This is a genomic window from Mycobacterium sp. E342 (assembly GCF_001667665.1).
Taxonomy (GTDB): domain Bacteria; phylum Actinomycetota; class Actinomycetes; order Mycobacteriales; family Mycobacteriaceae; genus Mycobacterium.
The window spans coordinates 1-15,248 of the sequence record NZ_LZJM01000039.1 but is presented as its reverse complement, the minus strand read 5'-3'; the positions used below and the strand labels follow the sequence as shown (position 1 = coordinate 15,248).

Genomic DNA, 15,248 nt, shown 5'->3' with positions numbered 1-15,248 from the left:
CACCAACCCCTACCACCACCCCGAAAAACTCCTACGGCACGACGACGACGAGCCGTAGCCGTTGGCATCGGTTGCGGCGCAATGCTTTAGGAGCGGGCGAGCTTCTCGCGCAGCCGGCGGTTGACCGGCTCGGGCAGTAGCTCCGAGACGTCGCCGCCAAGTATGGCAACCTCTTTGGCCAATGAGGACGACACGAACGAGTACCGCGGTGTCGTCGCGACGAAAAACGTGTCGACGCCGGCGATGTGTTTGTTCATCTGCGCCATCTGCAACTCGTATTCGAAATCGGTGCCGGTGCGTAGCCCCTTGACGATGGCGGTCATGCCCTGCGACCTGACGAAGTCCACCACCAGGCCCTGCCCGGCCTCGACCCGAAGGTTCGGCAGATGCGTCGTCGACTCGGTGATCATCGCGATCCGCTCATCGAGGTCGAACATGCCCTTCTTGGCGGGATTGGTCAGGATCGCCACCACCACCTCATCGAACTGGGCCGACGCCCGTTCGAAGACGTCGATGTGGCCCAACGTCACTGGATCAAACGACCCCGGGCATACCGCGCCACTCATGACGAAAGACGGTACACGCCCGCCTCAGAGTCGTTCGGCCATCTCCAGCCGGGTGTCGCCGTACACGCGCGGCGGCCACACGGACCAGCCGGCCGGCCAGGTCAACGGCGCACCGGTCGCCGCGCGCTCCACCACCGCCACGGTTCCGGCGGCCGCCCAGCCATGCGTGACCAAAGCCGCCAGCATGGCTTCTATCTCGGCGGACTCGACGGCGTAGGGCGGGTCGGCCAGCACGAGGTCGACCGGCCTCGCGGTCCCGGCCGCCAAAACGGTTGCCACCGCGCCGCGGCGCACCACCGCACCGGCCAGACCCAGGGCGTCGACGTTGCGTGCGATGACCGACGCGCTGCGCTGATCCGATTCCACGAACAACGCCGAGGCGGCCCCGCGAGACAACGCCTCCAATCCCAGTGCGCCCGAACCGGCGTAGAGGTCCAGCACCGCGGCGCCGGTCAGGTCATGGCGCGCGGTCAGGATGTTGAAGAGCGACTCGCGCACTCGATCGGTGGTGGGTCTGGTCCCCCGCGGCGGGACGGTGATCCGCCGGCCACCCGCCGCGCCGCCGATGATCCGGGTCACCTGCCACCACTTACAGCAGCGTCGACCAATAGTCCCAGAACCGCGCCATGATCAGCAGGAACACGGCAGTGAACCAGAGCGCGGTGACGGACCAGCGCCATTGGTACAGCACCCCCGCCACACCATGCCCCGGGCGTTGCAGCGCCGGACGGCAGGTGATGGACGCGACGACCACCAGCAGCGTGATGGTGGCCGCCCAGACGACCATGCAATACGGGCACAACGCGCCGATCCTGTACAGGCTCTGGAAGATCAACCAGTGCACGAACACCGCACCGATCACCAGGCCGATCGTTTGCCCTATCCAATACCATTGCGGCAAAGACACTTTCGTCACCGCGAGCAGTCCGGTGACGACCACCACGGTGAACGCCACCAGGCCCAGTAGCGGGTTGGGGAATCCCAGCACCGACGCCTGCGGGGTGACCATCACCGAGCCGCACGACAGGATCGGGTTGAAGTTGCACGACGGCACATACGCCGGGTTGAGCAGGAGGTCGATCTTCTCCACCGTCAGCGTCGCGGAGGCAGCCAGGCCGATCACGCCGGCGATCAGCACCCACCACGCGCTGGGCGCCGGTACTCCCGCTTCGGGACGCGATTGCGGTGTCAGGTCGCCGGTTTCGGCTGACACCGGTGTCGTCACGCGGCCGGGGGGGCCACGGCGCCGTCGATGCCCGGCACGTCGCCCACGATGCTCTTGATCTTCGCCACCAGGGCGTCGGGTGTCGACGGGTCGTAGTCGTCGCCGTTGATCTTGATGGTCGGCGTGGCGTTGATCTTGGCGGCCGACGCCTCAGCGGTGACCTTCGCGATGTACTTGCCGCTGTTGATGCAGTCGGGCACCTTGCCGACGACGCCGGCCTCCCGGGCCAGCTCGATCAACCGGGCGTTGTCCGGGAAGCTGGTGCCGCGTTCGCTGGGCTGCAGGTCGGTGGTGTACAGCGCGGTGTGGAACCGTCGGAACGCGTCAAGGGACTCGTCGGCCACGCAGAGCGCCGCGGCACCCGCCCGCGAGGAGTAGTTCTGGTTCCTGGCGTTGTCGAGGATCGACACCATGGAGTAGTCCGCCGCAATGGCGCCGACGTCGATGAGCCTGGACACCGTCGGACCGAACGTGCGCTCAAAGTTGCCGCAGGCCGGGCACAGGAAGTCCTCGTAGAACGTGACCACGGCCTTGGGATTGCTGGTACCGGGCTGGGTGACCAGCTTGCTCGACGTCACGCGCACCGTGTCGCCCCCACCGATGGCGGCAGTCTTCTTGTGGTGCGTGACCACGATGTACGAGACGACGGCGACCAGGAAGATGACGACGAGGGCGGTCCCACCGATCTGGATCAGCCGGCCCGATTTACCGTCGGCGGCCTTCATGTCAAAGCGCGGGGGGCGTTTGGGTTTGTCGGCCACAGTCTGCGTGATCCTTCGGTACTCGGGTTGTCAATCGTCGGTGGGCGTCAAATCGTTCGTGGGCGCCTCTAGGGTACCGGCGCCGACCGCGCGACAGGTCAGACCCGGCTCAGGTGGGCACGCAGAGCCGAAATCAACTCGGTGGTCGCGGCGGCACTGCCGCCACCAAGCTGGAACAGGTTGGCGAAGCCATGCGTCAACGAACCCATGCACCGCAGATCGACCGGGGTTCCGGCGGCCTGCAGGGCCGCCGCATAGCTCTCGCCTTCGTCGCGCAGCGGATCGAAACCCGCGACCGCGATCAGCGCCGGGGCGAGCCCGGCCAACGACTCGGCCAGCAGCGGCGATACCCGTGGATCCGCCCGGTCGACGCTCGAACGGCGCAGGTATTGCGACTCGAACCAATCGATGTCGCGCTTGGTCAGCAGGAACCCGCGGGCGAACAGGCTCAGCGAGCGGGTCTGCGTGGTGAAGTCGGTGCGCGGGTAGATCAGCCACTGCAGCACGGGGGCGGGCGCGCCCTCGTCGCGCGCCATCTGACAGACGACGGCGGCCAGGTTGCCGCCCGCGCTGTCGCCGCCGACGGCGACCCGGCCGGGTGCGGCGCCGAGCTCCTCGGGGTGGTCGTGCGCCCACCGGAAGGCGGCGTACGCGTCCTCGACCGCGGCCGGGGCCGGGTGCTCGGGGGCCAGGCGGTAGTCGATCGACAGCACGTGGATGCCGGCATCGCGGCACGTCAACCGGCACAGCGCGTCGTAGGAGTCCAAGTCGCCGATGGACCAGCCGCCGCCGTGATAGAAGACCAGCAGCGGTGCGGACGCCGCGTTGGCGGGACGGTAGTGCCGCGCGGGGATGTCGCCGGCCGGCCCGGGCAACGACAGGTCGTCGACGTCGACGTGGATCTGCGGGCCGGGAAGTTCGAGCGACAGCTGGCGCATCTGAGCGCGCGACGCAGCTGGGTCGTCGTCGACGACCAGGCCGTCGATTCCGACCGCCCGCAGACCGGAGAGCATCAGCTGAAGCGTGGGATCCAGCGTGTTGCCGTCGATGCTCACCGAGCGGCCCCCGAACAGCGCACGTTTGGCGGGTGTCGGGATCCACGGAATGACCTTGACACCGATCGTGGATACGGCGCCCTGCATGCGACTGGCCAGGCGCATGGGCGGGTGTTTCACACCGAGGTGAAGGTCGGGCGCGGGCACGCTCTTGGTCATGGACACTCCCTCGGTTGAACGTCTTTCGGGCCCGGCGGCCACCGAGCGGGTGCGGCTCGTGCCGGGCTGCGCGCCTACCGGCAGGCCGGTTACCGGTTCCGTTGCGCCGTGTGACCAACTCTACGTGGTGCGGAATTTGTGAAATGCGGACCAGGGCCGGATATCACCGCGCGCCGCCGCGGCGTTGATGAGGTGGTATTTTCCAGGCCGGTAATATCGTGATCCCCTAGCCGAACCGCCTAACGGATTGCGAGCAGCTTCGACGTGTTCGATTTCGAACTCAGCGCCTGGGACTCGGCGCCGATGCAATGTCGATCTCCTCGCTCGATGATGGCATCAGGTTGGCCCCACGACCCTTCAATTTCACAGGCAGGTGAATGACATTGGCTGGCGAGTCGGGCGCTGCCGTGCCCTCTGTAGCGCTTAATGACGAAAACACGATGCCGGTGCTTGGCCTCGGCGTCGCGGACTTATCGGAAGACGAGACCGAACGCGCGGTCTCGGCTGCGCTGGAGATGGGCTGCCGGCTGATCGACACCGCCGCCGCCTACGGCAACGAAGCGGCCGTCGGCCGCGCCATCGCGGCCTCCGGGATCCCCCGCGCGGAACTGTTCGTCACCACCAAACTGGCCAGCGCCGACCACGGGTTCCTGCGATCGATAGAGGCTTGCAAGGAAAGCCTGGAGCGCCTCGGCCTGGATTACCTCGACCTGTACCTGATTCACTGGCCCGTGCCGGCACGGGGTGAGTACGTGAACTCGTTCGGCGGGCTGATCCAGTGCCGCGGGGATGGGCTGGCCCGCTCGATCGGCGTCTCGAACTTCACCGAAGTGCATGTCACCGACGTCATCGACCTGACCTTCGTCACGCCGGCGGTCAACCAGGTCGAATTGCACCCGCTGCTCAATCAGGCCGAGATCCGCAAAGCCGACGCCGAGCACAACGTCGTCACCCAGGCCTACACGCCGTTGGCGCTGGGCAAGCTGATAGACAACCCGACGCTGACCTCGGTCGCCGGCGAGTACGGCAAGACTCCCGCGCAGGTGCTGCTGCGGTGGAACCTACAGCTGGGCAACGCGGTGGTCTTCCGGTCGGCCAAGCCCGAGCACATCGCCGGGAACCTCGACGTGTTCGACTTCGAGTTGGCCGCCGAGCACATGGACGCGATCAACGGGCTCAACGACGGCACCAGGTTGCGCCCGGACCCCAACACCTTCGAGGGCTAGTACAGCTAGCCTGCCGGGCAGGTGGCGGCCGCCTGACGCAGAACCCCCGTCGACGGCTGGTCCACCGGTAGCGCGTAGCCGCGCAGCACCGCGATGAACTGCATGGCGTATTGACAGGCGAACGCGGCGTTCGGCGGCATCCACTGCGCGGGCGCCGCGTCGCCCTTGTCCTGATTCGCCTGCCCGTCGACGGCCAGCAGGTTTGCCGGATCGTTGGCGAACCGCAGCCGCTCGTCGGCCGGCCAGGCGTAGGCGCCCATGTCCCAGGCGTAGGCGAGCGGGACGATGTGGTCGATCTGCACCGCCTCGCCGACCTTGGCGCCGCGCGCAAAGGCGATGGTCTTGTTGGTGTACGGATCGTGCAGGGTGCCGGTGGCCACCGCGTCCGGGCATCGCTTGGTCGACACGTACGTCTTGTCGACGAGGTCGCGGTTGAGGATGTCATCGCGGGTGTCGCACCCGTTGTGCCCCATCGGGGCGTCGTTGTCGTCGGTCCACGCGTCGCCGAACGCGGCCCTGCGGTAGTCATACCGGTGCGCCCGCAGCGGCAGCACCGCGATACCCGCGAGCACATCGGTGCCCGGCTGCACGGTCGGGACGTCGGCGCGCGCCGCGTATTCGTCCGCGTGCCTTGCCGCCGAGGACCCGACCGTCTGGTAGGCCACCACCAGTGCCAGCGCCGCGACCGCGGACAACCACAGCAGCACCTTGCGGTTCACGATTTGTCCAGGTATTCGATCCGGTCGGTGTTGACGAAAGGTGCTGCCAGCAAAGCCAGTTCGGGACTTGCCGGGTTGTCGGCGTACGTTCGGACGCAGAAGTCGCGCGCCGCCTCGATGACGTCGCGGTGATCGGCCAACGACAGCAGCCGCAGATTGATGGCGCGACCGGACTGGTTGCGGCCCAGGACGTCTCCCTCGCGGCGCTCCTTGAGGTCCAGGTCGGCGAGCGCGAACCCGTCCAAGGTTGAGGCGACGGCGGAGAGCCGCTTGCCCGCCGGTGACTGCGGTGACACCCAGCTGGCGAGCAGACACAAGCTCGGATGTTGGCCGCGGCCGATGCGGCCCCGCAGCTGATGCAATTGGCTGATGCCGAAGCGGTCGGCATCCATCACCAGCATCACGGTGGCATTGGGGACGTCCACGCCCACCTCGATGACGGTGGTACACACCAGCACATCGATCTCACCGGCCCGAAACGCCGCCATCGCGGCGTCCTTCTCGTCGGCGGACAACCGCCCGTGCATCAGGCCGAGCCGCAGGCCGGACAACTCCCCCGAGCGCAACCGTTCGTAGAGTCCCACGGCGGTTTCCGACGGTTTGGCGTTCTGCTCCTGCTTGTCCGGGTCGTCGTTCTCGTCGATCCGCGGCGCCACCACGTAGGCCTGGCGGCCGGCGGCGACCTCTTCGATGATGCGCCGCCAGGCCCGCTCGAGCCACGCCGGCTTGTCCTTGACGAAGATGACGTTGCTGGTGATCGGCTGGCGTCCGCGCGGAAGCTCGCGCAGCGTCGAGGTTTCCAGATCGCCGTAGACGGTCAGCGCGACCGTGCGCGGTATCGGCGTGGCCGTCATCACCAGCAGGTGCGGTGTGACACCGGGACGGGCCTTGGCCCGCAACTGGTCTCGCTGTTCGACGCCGAACCGGTGTTGCTCGTCGACCACCACCATGCCCAGGTTGTGGAACTCCACCGCGTCCTGCAACAGCGCATGGGTGCCGACGACGATCCCGGCCTGACCGTTCGCCACCTCGTCACGGACCTGCTTCTTTCGCGCCGCGGTCATCGAACCGGTGAGCAGCGCGACCCGGGTGGCCACCCCACCTTCACTGTCCGCACCGCCCAGCTGGCCCGCCATCGCCAACGGCCCCAGCACGTCGGTGATCGATCGAAGATGTTGGGCGGCAAGGACTTCCGTGGGCGCCAGCAGCGCGCACTGGTAACCGGCGTCGACCAGCTGCAGCATCGCCAGCACCGCGACGATGGTCTTCCCGGACCCGACCTCGCCCTGCAGCAGGCGGTTCATCGGCCGGGTCGCCGACAGCTCCCTGGCGAACACGTCGAGCACGTCGCGTTGTCCCGCGGTCAGCTCGAACGGCAGCCGCCCCAGCAGTTCCGCGGACAGGCCGTCGGAGCGCGGCGGCGCCGGCGGCCCCGATTCCGACAGCTCGCTGTGCCGCCGGGCGACCAGCGCCCACTGCAACCCGACGGCCTCGTCGAAGGTCAGGCGTTCCCGCGCCCGCATGCGCGTCGCCTCGTCCTCGGCCAGATGGATGTCACGCAACGCGCGATCCTCGGAGACCAGGTGGTACCGGTCGCGCAGATCGGCGGGTAACGGGTCTTCCACCGGATCGAGGACGTCGAGCACCTGGCGCACGCACCGGAAGATGTCCCAGCTCTGCACCTTGGTCGTCGCCGGATAGATGGGAAAGAACGCCCGCTCGAACGCCGCCATCTGCAGCTCGCCGGTGGTGGCCTGCGAGGCGATGGCGATGTTCTTCAGCGAACTGGTGCCGCGGTTCTTGCCGTCCGGGGAGTCGAGGATGAGGAACGCCGGATGGGTCAGCTGCATGACGTCCTTGAAGAACCCGACCTCCCCGGAAAGCATCACCTTGGTGCCCTTGGTCAGGTCCTTCTTCAGGTAATTGGCGTTGAAGAAGGTCGCGGTCACCTTGTTGCGCCCGGAACCCAGGGTGATGCGGTGGCAATCCTTCTTCGGGGTCTTCTTCATCGGCCAGGTCTTGGTTTCGGCGATCGTGTCGACGATCGTGATGTGCTCACCGGCCGGCGGGCGCTGGTGGTCGGCGTCCCAACGGGTCGCGCCCTCGGTGTAGCTACGCGGATAGTGGCGCAGCAGATCGTCGACCGTGCGGATGCCCAGCTCCTCGTCGAGCTGATCGGCGGCCTTGGCGCCCACCACGAAGTCCAGCCGGTCGCCCAGGGACGCCACTGCTACTCGACCCCGATCAACAGCGCGTCACCGCGGTGGCCGGTCCGGTAGGTGACCAGCTCGGTCCCCGGGTGGTGGTCGTGCATGTGTTCTTCCAGGGTCTCGCCCAGGGCCGCGGCCGCATCTTCGGTTTCGATGCCGACGCCCACCAGCACCGTCACCAGGTCGCCGCCGGAGGCCAGCAGCAGATCGAGCAGGCCGATCGCCGCCGCGGTCGGGTCGGCGGCCACGATCAGCACCTCATCGCCCGCGATGCCCAAGCCGTCGCCCGGCTGGCAGCGACCCGCCCAGGTCAGCGCGCTCTCGGTCGCGACGCGCACCGAACCGTGCCGGGCCGCGCCGGCGGCGCGCGCCATGGTGTAACCGTCGTCCACCGCCTGCCGGTCGTTTTCGTGCACGGCCAGCGCGGCCAGCCCCTGCACCATCGATCCCGTCGGGATCGGGACCACATCGATGCCCCAGCCGATGGCCGCCGTGCACCCGGCCACCAGCTCCTCGGCCGGCACGTACCCGTTGGGCAGCACCATCACCTGCGCGGCACCGGTGTCGACCACCGCCCGCATCAGCTGGTGGGCGCTGATGTTGGTGACCGGGTCGCCCGCGGCCGGATCGCACTGCAGCACGCAGGCGCCTTCCCCGCCGAACAGCTCGGCGGCGCCCTCCCCGTCGACGACGGCGAGCACCGCGCGTTCCCGCGTCCAGCCGCCGGCCGGCAACCCGGTGGCGCCGGAGCTCAACGCCGAAATCACGATGCGGCTCAGCCGTCCCGCGGCCAGCCCCGCCTCGACCGCGGCGCCGGCGTCGTCGGTGTGCACGTGCACCGAGTACGAGCGCTGCGACGACGACGTGGCGGCGGCGATACCCACGGAGTCGCCCAGCTCGCCGAGCCGGTCGCGCAGCGCGCCGGCGGCGGCCGGATCGCAGCCCTCCAGCCGGTACATCACCTCGAATTGCGGCGCGGGGCGTTCCGCGGCGCCCTGCGGCTGCGGCGCGCGCGGCGACAGCTCGTATACGGTGCGGGCGGGCGCCTGCCCGGTGACGGTGGTGCGCAGGGCGTCCAGCAGTACCAGCAGGCCGCGCCCGCCCGCGTCCACGGCCCCGGCGTCGGCCAGCACGTCGAGCTGCTCGGGCGTCTTCTCCAGCGCCACGACCGCCGCGTCACCGGCGGCGACGATCGCCGAGGCGAGGTCCTCCCCGGCCTGGGCGCACTCCGCGACGGCTTCGGCGGCGGCGCGCAGCACCGAGACGATGGTTCCGGGGATCTCCTGCCCGCCCATCGACGTGATGACCAGGTCGACGCCGCGCCGCAGCGACGCCCCGAGCAGGGCGGCGTCGATCTGGGACAGCTCACCGCCGGAATCGGCGGCCGCGACTGCGGTGACGTCGGCGATCCCGCGCAGGATCTGCGACAGGATCACGCCGGAGTTGCCGCGGGCCCCGTTCAGGGCGCCCGCCGACATGGCTGCGGCGGCCTTGGCGACGCACGCCGACCCGCCCTCGGAACCGAGGCCGGCGCTGGCCTCGGCCAGCGCCGAACGCATCGTGAACAGCATGTTGGCGCCGGTGTCGGAATCGGCGACCGGGAAGACGTTGAGCCGGTTGATCTCGTCGATGTGGGTGATGAGGTCGCTGACGGCGGTGTGCGCCCAGTCCCGCAAGGTGGTCGCGTCCAGTCGACGCTCCGACGGTCCCAGTGTGATCCACCTCCTCGGTGCCTGCCGGTGCCCAGCCCCCGGTGGGCGCCAGCGTAGCTCGGCGACTCGGCCGACGACTGCCCGTGACCACCACCCGCCGGCGGGGCCGCCCGGCCCATTGAGCCTAGCCAGGCGCGACGACAAAGGTGCTGATCGTTTTGGTGGTAGCCGCGACAATCGCCTATCCTGGTTGGGCCCGGGTCAACCCGGGATGTCCCGGCCACGTGTGAGACCGCCGAGCCGGACCCCCGAGATTTGAGGAGCTTGAACAATGGCCGCTGTGTGCGACATCTGCGGGAAAGGCCCCGGCTTCGGTAAGTCGGTGTCGCACTCCCACCGCCGCACCAGCCGCCGGTGGGACCCGAACGTCCAGACCGTGCACGTTGTCACCCGCCCGGGCGGCAACAAGCAGCGCCTGAACGTCTGCACGTCCTGCATCAAGGCCGGCAAGGTCGTCCGGGGCTAGTCCGGGGCTACATCACGATGTGCCCGGCGTCGACGGGTATCGACACGCCCGTCACGTAGCGAGCACGGGGACCGACCAGCCACAGCACCGCCTCCGTCACGTCTTGCGCTTCGACCAGCGGCACGTCGGGCAGCAGCATCTGCGAGACGGCCGGGTTCGGGTTCTCCAGCATTCGGTTGACGACGAAGTCGTTGAGGATCATCGGCGTCATGACGCCGCTCGGATGCACCGAGTTGACCCGGATCTTGTGTGGCGCATAGGCATTGGCCGCTGACCGCATCAACCCGACCACCCCGTGCTTGGACGCGGCGTAGGCGAACATCGCCGCACTGCCGTCGCCGCCCCGGCCCGTCAGCCCCTGCGAGGAGCTGACCAGCACGATCGACCCGCCCCGGCCCTTGCGGATGATCGAGGGCACCGTCGCCAGCAACGTGTGCCACACCCCCTTGAGGTTGGTGTCGACGATCGTGTTGAACACCGGTTCGGAATGGGCTTCCGGGTCACCGATCGCCACCACCCCGGCGTTGGCGACGACGATGTCCACCTCCCCGAGGTCGTCGATTCCGCGTTGCACCGCGGCCTCCAATTGCGGCAGGTCGCGGACATCGGCGACGACGGGCGCCACCTTGCGGCCGGTGGCTTCGACCAGCCGCGCGGTCTCGTCGAGATCCGATTTGGTGCCCAGCGGGTAGGGAATCGCGTCGATATCGGCGCAGATGTCCACGGCGATGATGTCGGCGCCCTGTTCGGCGAAGGCCACCGCGTGACTGCGGCCCTGGCCGCGCGCCGCACCGGTGATGACGGCGACCTTGTTGTCGAGTTCACCCATGACTACACCTCCAGCTTCGTGCCGGTCTCTTGCTCGGCGAAGGCCACCAGGCGGGCGGCCGTGTCGTAGTCGCAGGCGACCGGCGAGCGGCCGATCAGCACCGGCCCGCCGCGCAGGCCGAACCTACCGGTGACCCCGACGTAGCTGCCCGGCGGTAGCGGTTCGCTGATGCAGTACAGCGTGGGCGCCGCGCCTTCGTCGATGTCGTTGGCCAGCCGGTCGGCCACCACCTTGACCACTTTGTGGGCCACCGACATCACCGGCGAGTCGCCGAGCTGCGACAGGTTCGATGCCACCCACCCCGGATGGGTGAGCTGAGTGACGACCGCGGATCCGGCGGCACGTAGCCTGCGGTCCAGCTCCAGGCCCCAGAGCATGACCGCGAGCTTCGATTGCGCATACGCGCCCAGCCGCGTCCACTTGTGCCGGCGCAGGTGCAGGTCATCGAGGTGCAGCTGCGCCGAGCGGTGCGCGTCGGAGCCGACGTTGATGATCTGGGTTCGGACTTTGGGCAGCAACAGATTGGTCAGCGCGAACGGCCCGAGCAGGTTGGTGCCCAGTGTCTTCTCGTAACCGTCGACCGTGTCGGTACGGCGCTCGGTCAGCGCGCCGGCGTTGTTGATCAGGATGTCGATGTCGTCGGGGATCGACGAGGCGAACGCCCGCACCGAGGACTGGTCGGCGAGGTCGACCTTGGCCACTTCGGTCGATCCGCCCATTTCGGCCGCGCGTTGCTCACCCAACTCGGTGTTGCGCACCGCCAGGATCACGTGCGCGCCGGCTTTCGCCAGGGCGCGGGCGGTGCCCAGCCCGACGCCGTTGGTCGCTCCGGTCACAATGATTCGTTTGCCGGTCAGGTCGTCGAGCCGGCTCGGGGTCCAAGGTAACGTCACGGCGATCAAGAGTAATGGTCGGTTCTATGTAAATTGGACCGGTTCTGCCACCATTGTTCGCGGACGCGGAGGAGACGGCTCGACAGGTGGTTCCACATGAGTGACAGCGCGCGAGAAATCACCAACCTGATCTACACCTACGCCGAGCTTCTCGACGGCGGCGACCTGGATGGCGTGGCCCGGCTCTTCGAACACGGCCGCATCTGCGGCGTGGAGAACGGCCCACCGGAGACGGTGTTCGCCGGGTCCGCCCGGGTGCGCGAGATGTACGAGATGGCCACGCGGATCTACGAAGACGGCACCCCCAAGACCAAGCACAACACCACCAACGTGCAGCTGTACGTCGACGAGGCCGCGGGGACCGCCCGCAGCACGTCGTACTACTGCGTCACCCAGGCGACGCCGGACCTGCCGCTGCAGGTGATCGTGACCGGGCACTACAAGGACACCTTTGCGCGGGTGGACGGCGTCTGGCGATTCGACAGCCGCACCATGTTCGTCGACCAGGTCGGCGACGTCAGCCGGCATTTGAAGTTCTGAGCGCGTGGCCGAGGAGCAGCGTATGCCTGACCACCCCGTCGCGACGAAATCCCAGCACGAACAGGAGCTGGCCGCCCTCGACCTGATCGAGCACCCAGTCGTCAAGGCCGCCCTTCGGAAGGTGGCCGAGACGTGGCTGGGCCGGGCCAAGGCGTCCGAGGCGATGCGGGAGCGGTTCGAGGACGCGTTCGCCGAGGTGATGTTCTCGGCGGCGGTGTGGTCGTCCAACCAGGACAAGCTGCGGCCGAAGGTCAGCTGCATCACCCGGCTGGCGCACCCCGTCGGGGGCCGGCGCATCCCCGGATCACGTTGGGGCATCGACAATCCCGACAGCGTGTACCGGGTGATCCCGATCTCCGGCGACGAGCGCTACGAGATTCACGGCCGGGTGGGCGAGCACCGGATGACGGAGAACTACTTCACGTTGTGGGACGCCCACATGGGCACCGTCGGCGTGCTCAACGGCCGCACCATGCAGGTCGACTCCGACGGCGGCTTCACCATCACCGTGGACGCCGACCCCGCCGGCGGACGGCCCAATCACGTGCAGACCTCCCCCGCGGCGCACGAGTTCTACATCCGCGACGTGCTGCTGGACTGGGCCCGCGACGACCCCAATCACCTTGAGGTGCAACGGCTCGGCGGCCCGCCGGTGACCCCCGCGCGCACGCTCGACGAACAGGCCGAGGCCACCGCGGCGATGATGGAGTACTTCGCCAACTTCACCGGCAAGCTCAGCCACGGCGTCTACAAGATGCCGCCCAACCATTTCGACCTGGCCTGGTCGGCCGACAAGTCCGGCGCCATGCGCAACCAGGTTTATGTCATGGGCCGCTTCGACCTCGGCCCCGACGAGGCGTTCGTAGTGGACCTCAACGACGGTGGCGCCGAGTACTTCACGGTGCCGCTGAGCAACATCTGGGGCACCACGCTAGACATCCTCGACCGCACCGGCAGCCTGAACAAGGCGCAATCGGTGGCCAACGAGGACGGCAGCTACACCTACGTGATATCCCCGACCGATCCGGGCGTGGCCAACTGGATCGACTCCGACGGGCTGCGCGAGGGCATCCTGACGCTGCGCATGGCGGAATTCGGCGCGGCGGGTCCCCGCGAAGACCTGGGTGCGCGCGGGCGGGTGGTCAAACTGGACCGGCTCGACGCCGAGGTGCCGCACCTGCCGCCGGTGGGTCCGCAGCAGCGGGCCGCCCAACTCGCCGAGCGCCGAGCCGCGTATCTGCGGCGCCTGCCGGAGGGGGCGGCCTGAGATGGCACGCTGGCTGATCACCGGATGCTCCACCGGCTTCGGCCGCGAAATCGCGCGCGCCACACTGGAAGCGGGCCACGACGCGGTGGTGACCGCGCGGCGGGCCGACGCGGTACGCGACCTCGTCGAGGAGTTCGGCGATCGCGCCCTGGCCGTCGCCCTCGACGTGACGGACCCCGACCAGATCGCGGCGGCGGTGTCGGCGGCCGATGCGGCGTTCGGCGGCGTCGACGTCCTGGTCAACAACGCCGGTCACGGCTACCTGTCCGCCGTGGAGGAGGGCGAGGACGCCGAGGTCCGGAAGCTGTTCGAGGTCAACTACTTTGGCGCTGTCAACATGATCAAGGCGGTGCTGCCGGCCATGCGTGCCCGCGGCTCCGGGCACATCATCAACATGTCGTCGATGACCGGCCTGGTCGCCAATCCGCCCAACGCGTATTACTCGTCGACGAAGTTCGCGCTGGAGGCGATCACCGAGGCGCTCGCCACCGAGGTGCGGCCGTTGGGCATCAAGGTGACCGCCATCGAACCGGGCGCCTTCCGCACCGACTGGGCGACGCGGTCGATGAAGGAAACCGGCACGCCGATAGCCGATTACGTCGACGTGGCGGCGCGCAAGGATTTGATCAAGCAGTTCGCCGATCACCTCCCCGGTGATCCGAAGAAGGTCGCCGCCGCGGTGCTGATGGTGGCCACGCTCGACGAGCCGCCGCTACGGCTGCTGCTGGGCCGCGACGTGCTCAAGGCCATGCGCGACAAGCTCGCCGCGTTCTCGTCGTCGATCGAGGAATGGAAGTCCGTCACCAAGGACGTCAATTTCGAGGGTCCGTAAGTTCACTCGTCGAGGAAGACGGCGTGCCGGTCGACGGCGTCGCGCCCGATGTGCAGGTTGTTGGCGGGGAAATCGGGATCGGAGTACCCGATCGCCAGCCCGCACAGGATGTTCAGCTCCGGCGGAATGTTCAGCTGCTCGCGCACGACGTCGGGATAGCCGGCGATCGCCACCTGTACGCAGGTCCCCAGACCGCGGGCGGTCAGGGCCAGCAGCAGCGTCTGCAGGAACATGCCGACACCCATGCTGTCGGCGTAACCGAGATCGCGGTGCATGCACACGACGCCGCCCAGCGGCGCGCGGAAGAACTCCCAGTTGCGCAGCACGGCGATGCGCCGGGCCTCGGTGTCGTGGCGGGCAATGCCCATCGAGCCGTACACCTGCGCGCCGGTATCGCTCCGGAAATGAGCGAACGCCGCGGGCAGCTGCGGCACGTTGGGCGGCTCGGAGCGCGCCTTTTCCAGCATGGCGGCGACCAACCGGTCCCGGGCCGGACCGGAGACGAACACCATGTGCCAGGGCTGCACGTTCGAGTTCGACGGCGCGCGCACGGCCAGCTCCAGCGACTCCTCCACCAGGTGGCGCGGCACCGGGTCAGGCAGAAAGAGCCGCGTCGAATGCCGCTGGCGGATGGTGTCTTCGAGGTCGTACATGGCCCCATGGTCCCAGGGCCTCCAGCGGCAATCGGGAGCGCGGCATGGGCCGCGCGAAACCGGTCGTCACCTCAAACGGGTTCGTCATCGTCGGTGTCGCGGAGGAATCTTTCGGGGTGGTGAAAGCTGTTGGTT

The 15,248-nt window shown here is 68.4% G+C and carries 16 protein-coding genes; 5 read left to right on the top strand and 11 right to left on the bottom strand.

Features of this window, described 5'->3' with window-relative positions; genetic code table 11:
- Positions 1-86 precede the first annotated feature (86 nt).
- From coaD to A5692_RS02155, 5 genes are all read right to left on the bottom strand, one after another.
- Positions 87-566, bottom strand: a complete 480-nt coding sequence (gene coaD / locus A5692_RS02175) for a pantetheine-phosphate adenylyltransferase (protein ID WP_068051578.1) — start codon at positions 564-566, stop codon at positions 87-89.
- A 24-nt stretch (positions 567-590) separates the two neighbouring features.
- Positions 591-1,145 carry a 16S rRNA (guanine(966)-N(2))-methyltransferase RsmD gene (gene rsmD, locus A5692_RS02170; protein ID WP_068051576.1) on the bottom strand — a complete coding sequence of 185 codons (555 nt, stop codon included), beginning with the start codon at positions 1,143-1,145 and terminating at the stop codon, positions 591-593.
- A gap of 10 nt (positions 1,146-1,155) precedes the next feature.
- Positions 1,156-1,791, bottom strand: coding sequence for a vitamin K epoxide reductase family protein (locus A5692_RS02165; protein WP_068051574.1), 636 nt, complete (start codon positions 1,789-1,791; stop codon positions 1,156-1,158).
- Positions 1,788-2,552: a DsbA family protein gene (locus tag A5692_RS02160; RefSeq protein ID WP_068051572.1), complete on the bottom strand. Its 765-nt coding sequence runs from the start codon at positions 2,550-2,552 to the stop codon at positions 1,788-1,790. Before A5692_RS02160 ends, A5692_RS02165 begins: the two co-directional genes overlap by 4 nt.
- 98 nt (positions 2,553-2,650) lie before the next feature.
- Complete coding sequence (locus tag A5692_RS02155) at positions 2,651-3,766, bottom strand: alpha/beta hydrolase (protein ID WP_068051570.1); 1,116 nt, start codon at positions 3,764-3,766, stop codon at positions 2,651-2,653.
- Positions 3,767-4,149: 383 nt separating this feature from the next.
- Between A5692_RS02155 and A5692_RS02150 the strand changes: the two genes are divergently transcribed.
- The gene (locus A5692_RS02150) at positions 4,150-4,992 is read left to right on the top strand and encodes an aldo/keto reductase (protein WP_197514321.1); all 843 of its coding nucleotides are present in this window, start codon (positions 4,150-4,152) and stop codon (positions 4,990-4,992) included.
- Positions 4,993-4,997: 5 nt separating this feature from the next.
- On the opposite strand, the gene A5692_RS02145 is transcribed toward A5692_RS02150, so the two are convergent.
- The 3 genes from A5692_RS02145 to A5692_RS02135 are packed head-to-tail and all read right to left on the bottom strand — an operon-like array spanning position 4,998 to position 9,633.
- Positions 4,998-5,711 carry an HNH endonuclease family protein gene (locus A5692_RS02145; protein WP_068051566.1) on the bottom strand — a complete coding sequence of 238 codons (714 nt, stop codon included), beginning with the start codon at positions 5,709-5,711 and terminating at the stop codon, positions 4,998-5,000.
- Positions 5,708-7,939, bottom strand: a complete 2,232-nt coding sequence (gene recG, locus A5692_RS02140; protein ID WP_068051564.1) for an ATP-dependent DNA helicase RecG — start codon at positions 7,937-7,939, stop codon at positions 5,708-5,710. Before recG ends, A5692_RS02145 begins: the two co-directional genes overlap by 4 nt.
- Before the next feature lie 2 nt (positions 7,940-7,941).
- A complete protein-coding gene (locus A5692_RS02135) occupies positions 7,942-9,633 on the bottom strand; it encodes a DAK2 domain-containing protein (protein WP_068051584.1) in 1,692 nt (563 codons plus the stop codon).
- A gap of 271 nt (positions 9,634-9,904) precedes the next feature.
- On the opposite strand from A5692_RS02135, the gene rpmB reads away from it, so the two are divergent.
- Positions 9,905-10,099, top strand: a complete 195-nt coding sequence (rpmB, locus tag A5692_RS02130) for a 50S ribosomal protein L28 (RefSeq protein ID WP_046185726.1) — start codon at positions 9,905-9,907, stop codon at positions 10,097-10,099.
- A gap of 7 nt (positions 10,100-10,106) precedes the next feature.
- Here rpmB and A5692_RS02125 read toward each other — a convergent pair whose 3' ends face one another.
- Positions 10,107-10,928, bottom strand: coding sequence for a mycofactocin-coupled SDR family oxidoreductase (locus A5692_RS02125; protein WP_068051562.1), 822 nt, complete (start codon positions 10,926-10,928; stop codon positions 10,107-10,109).
- A 2-nt stretch (positions 10,929-10,930) separates the two neighbouring features.
- Positions 10,931-11,821 carry an SDR family NAD(P)-dependent oxidoreductase gene (locus A5692_RS02120; RefSeq protein ID WP_068051580.1) on the bottom strand — a complete coding sequence of 297 codons (891 nt, stop codon included), beginning with the start codon at positions 11,819-11,821 and terminating at the stop codon, positions 10,931-10,933.
- Between the two features lie 96 nt (positions 11,822-11,917).
- Between A5692_RS02120 and A5692_RS02115 the strand changes: the two genes are divergently transcribed.
- Genes A5692_RS02115 through A5692_RS02105 form a run of 3 tightly spaced genes read left to right on the top strand, consistent with a single transcriptional unit; the run spans position 11,918 to position 14,460 of the window.
- A complete protein-coding gene (locus A5692_RS02115) occupies positions 11,918-12,361 on the top strand; it encodes a nuclear transport factor 2 family protein (RefSeq protein WP_068051560.1) in 444 nt (147 codons plus the stop codon).
- Between the two features lie 22 nt (positions 12,362-12,383).
- A complete protein-coding gene (locus A5692_RS02110) occupies positions 12,384-13,628 on the top strand; it encodes a DUF1214 domain-containing protein (protein WP_068051558.1) in 1,245 nt (414 codons plus the stop codon).
- 1 nt (position 13,629) lies between these two features.
- Complete coding sequence (locus A5692_RS02105) at positions 13,630-14,460, top strand: oxidoreductase (RefSeq protein ID WP_068051556.1); 831 nt, start codon at positions 13,630-13,632, stop codon at positions 14,458-14,460.
- 2 nt (positions 14,461-14,462) lie between these two features.
- On the opposite strand, the gene A5692_RS02100 is transcribed toward A5692_RS02105, so the two are convergent.
- Positions 14,463-15,113: a nitroreductase gene (locus tag A5692_RS02100; protein WP_068051554.1), complete on the bottom strand. Its 651-nt coding sequence runs from the start codon at positions 15,111-15,113 to the stop codon at positions 14,463-14,465.
- Positions 15,114-15,248: the final 135 nt, after the last annotated feature.

Excerpts from the sequence above, each read along its gene's own strand:
- coaD (WP_068051578.1), bottom strand. The coding sequence starts at position 566 with ATGAGTGGCGCGGTATGCCCGGGGTCGTTTGATCCAGTGACGTTGGGC.
- A5692_RS02155 (WP_068051570.1), bottom strand. The coding sequence starts at position 3,766 with ATGACCAAGAGCGTGCCCGCGCCCGACCTTCACCTCGGTGTGAAACAC.
- rpmB (WP_046185726.1), top strand. The coding sequence starts at position 9,905 with ATGGCCGCTGTGTGCGACATCTGCGGGAAAGGCCCCGGCTTCGGTAAG.
- A5692_RS02125 (WP_068051562.1), bottom strand. The coding sequence starts at position 10,928 with ATGGGTGAACTCGACAACAAGGTCGCCGTCATCACCGGTGCGGCGCGC.
- A5692_RS02115 (WP_068051560.1), top strand. The coding sequence starts at position 11,918 with ATGAGTGACAGCGCGCGAGAAATCACCAACCTGATCTACACCTACGCC.
- A5692_RS02110 (WP_068051558.1), top strand. The coding sequence starts at position 12,384 with ATGCCTGACCACCCCGTCGCGACGAAATCCCAGCACGAACAGGAGCTG.
- A5692_RS02105 (WP_068051556.1), top strand. The coding sequence starts at position 13,630 with ATGGCACGCTGGCTGATCACCGGATGCTCCACCGGCTTCGGCCGCGAA.
- A5692_RS02100 (WP_068051554.1), bottom strand. The coding sequence starts at position 15,113 with ATGTACGACCTCGAAGACACCATCCGCCAGCGGCATTCGACGCGGCTC.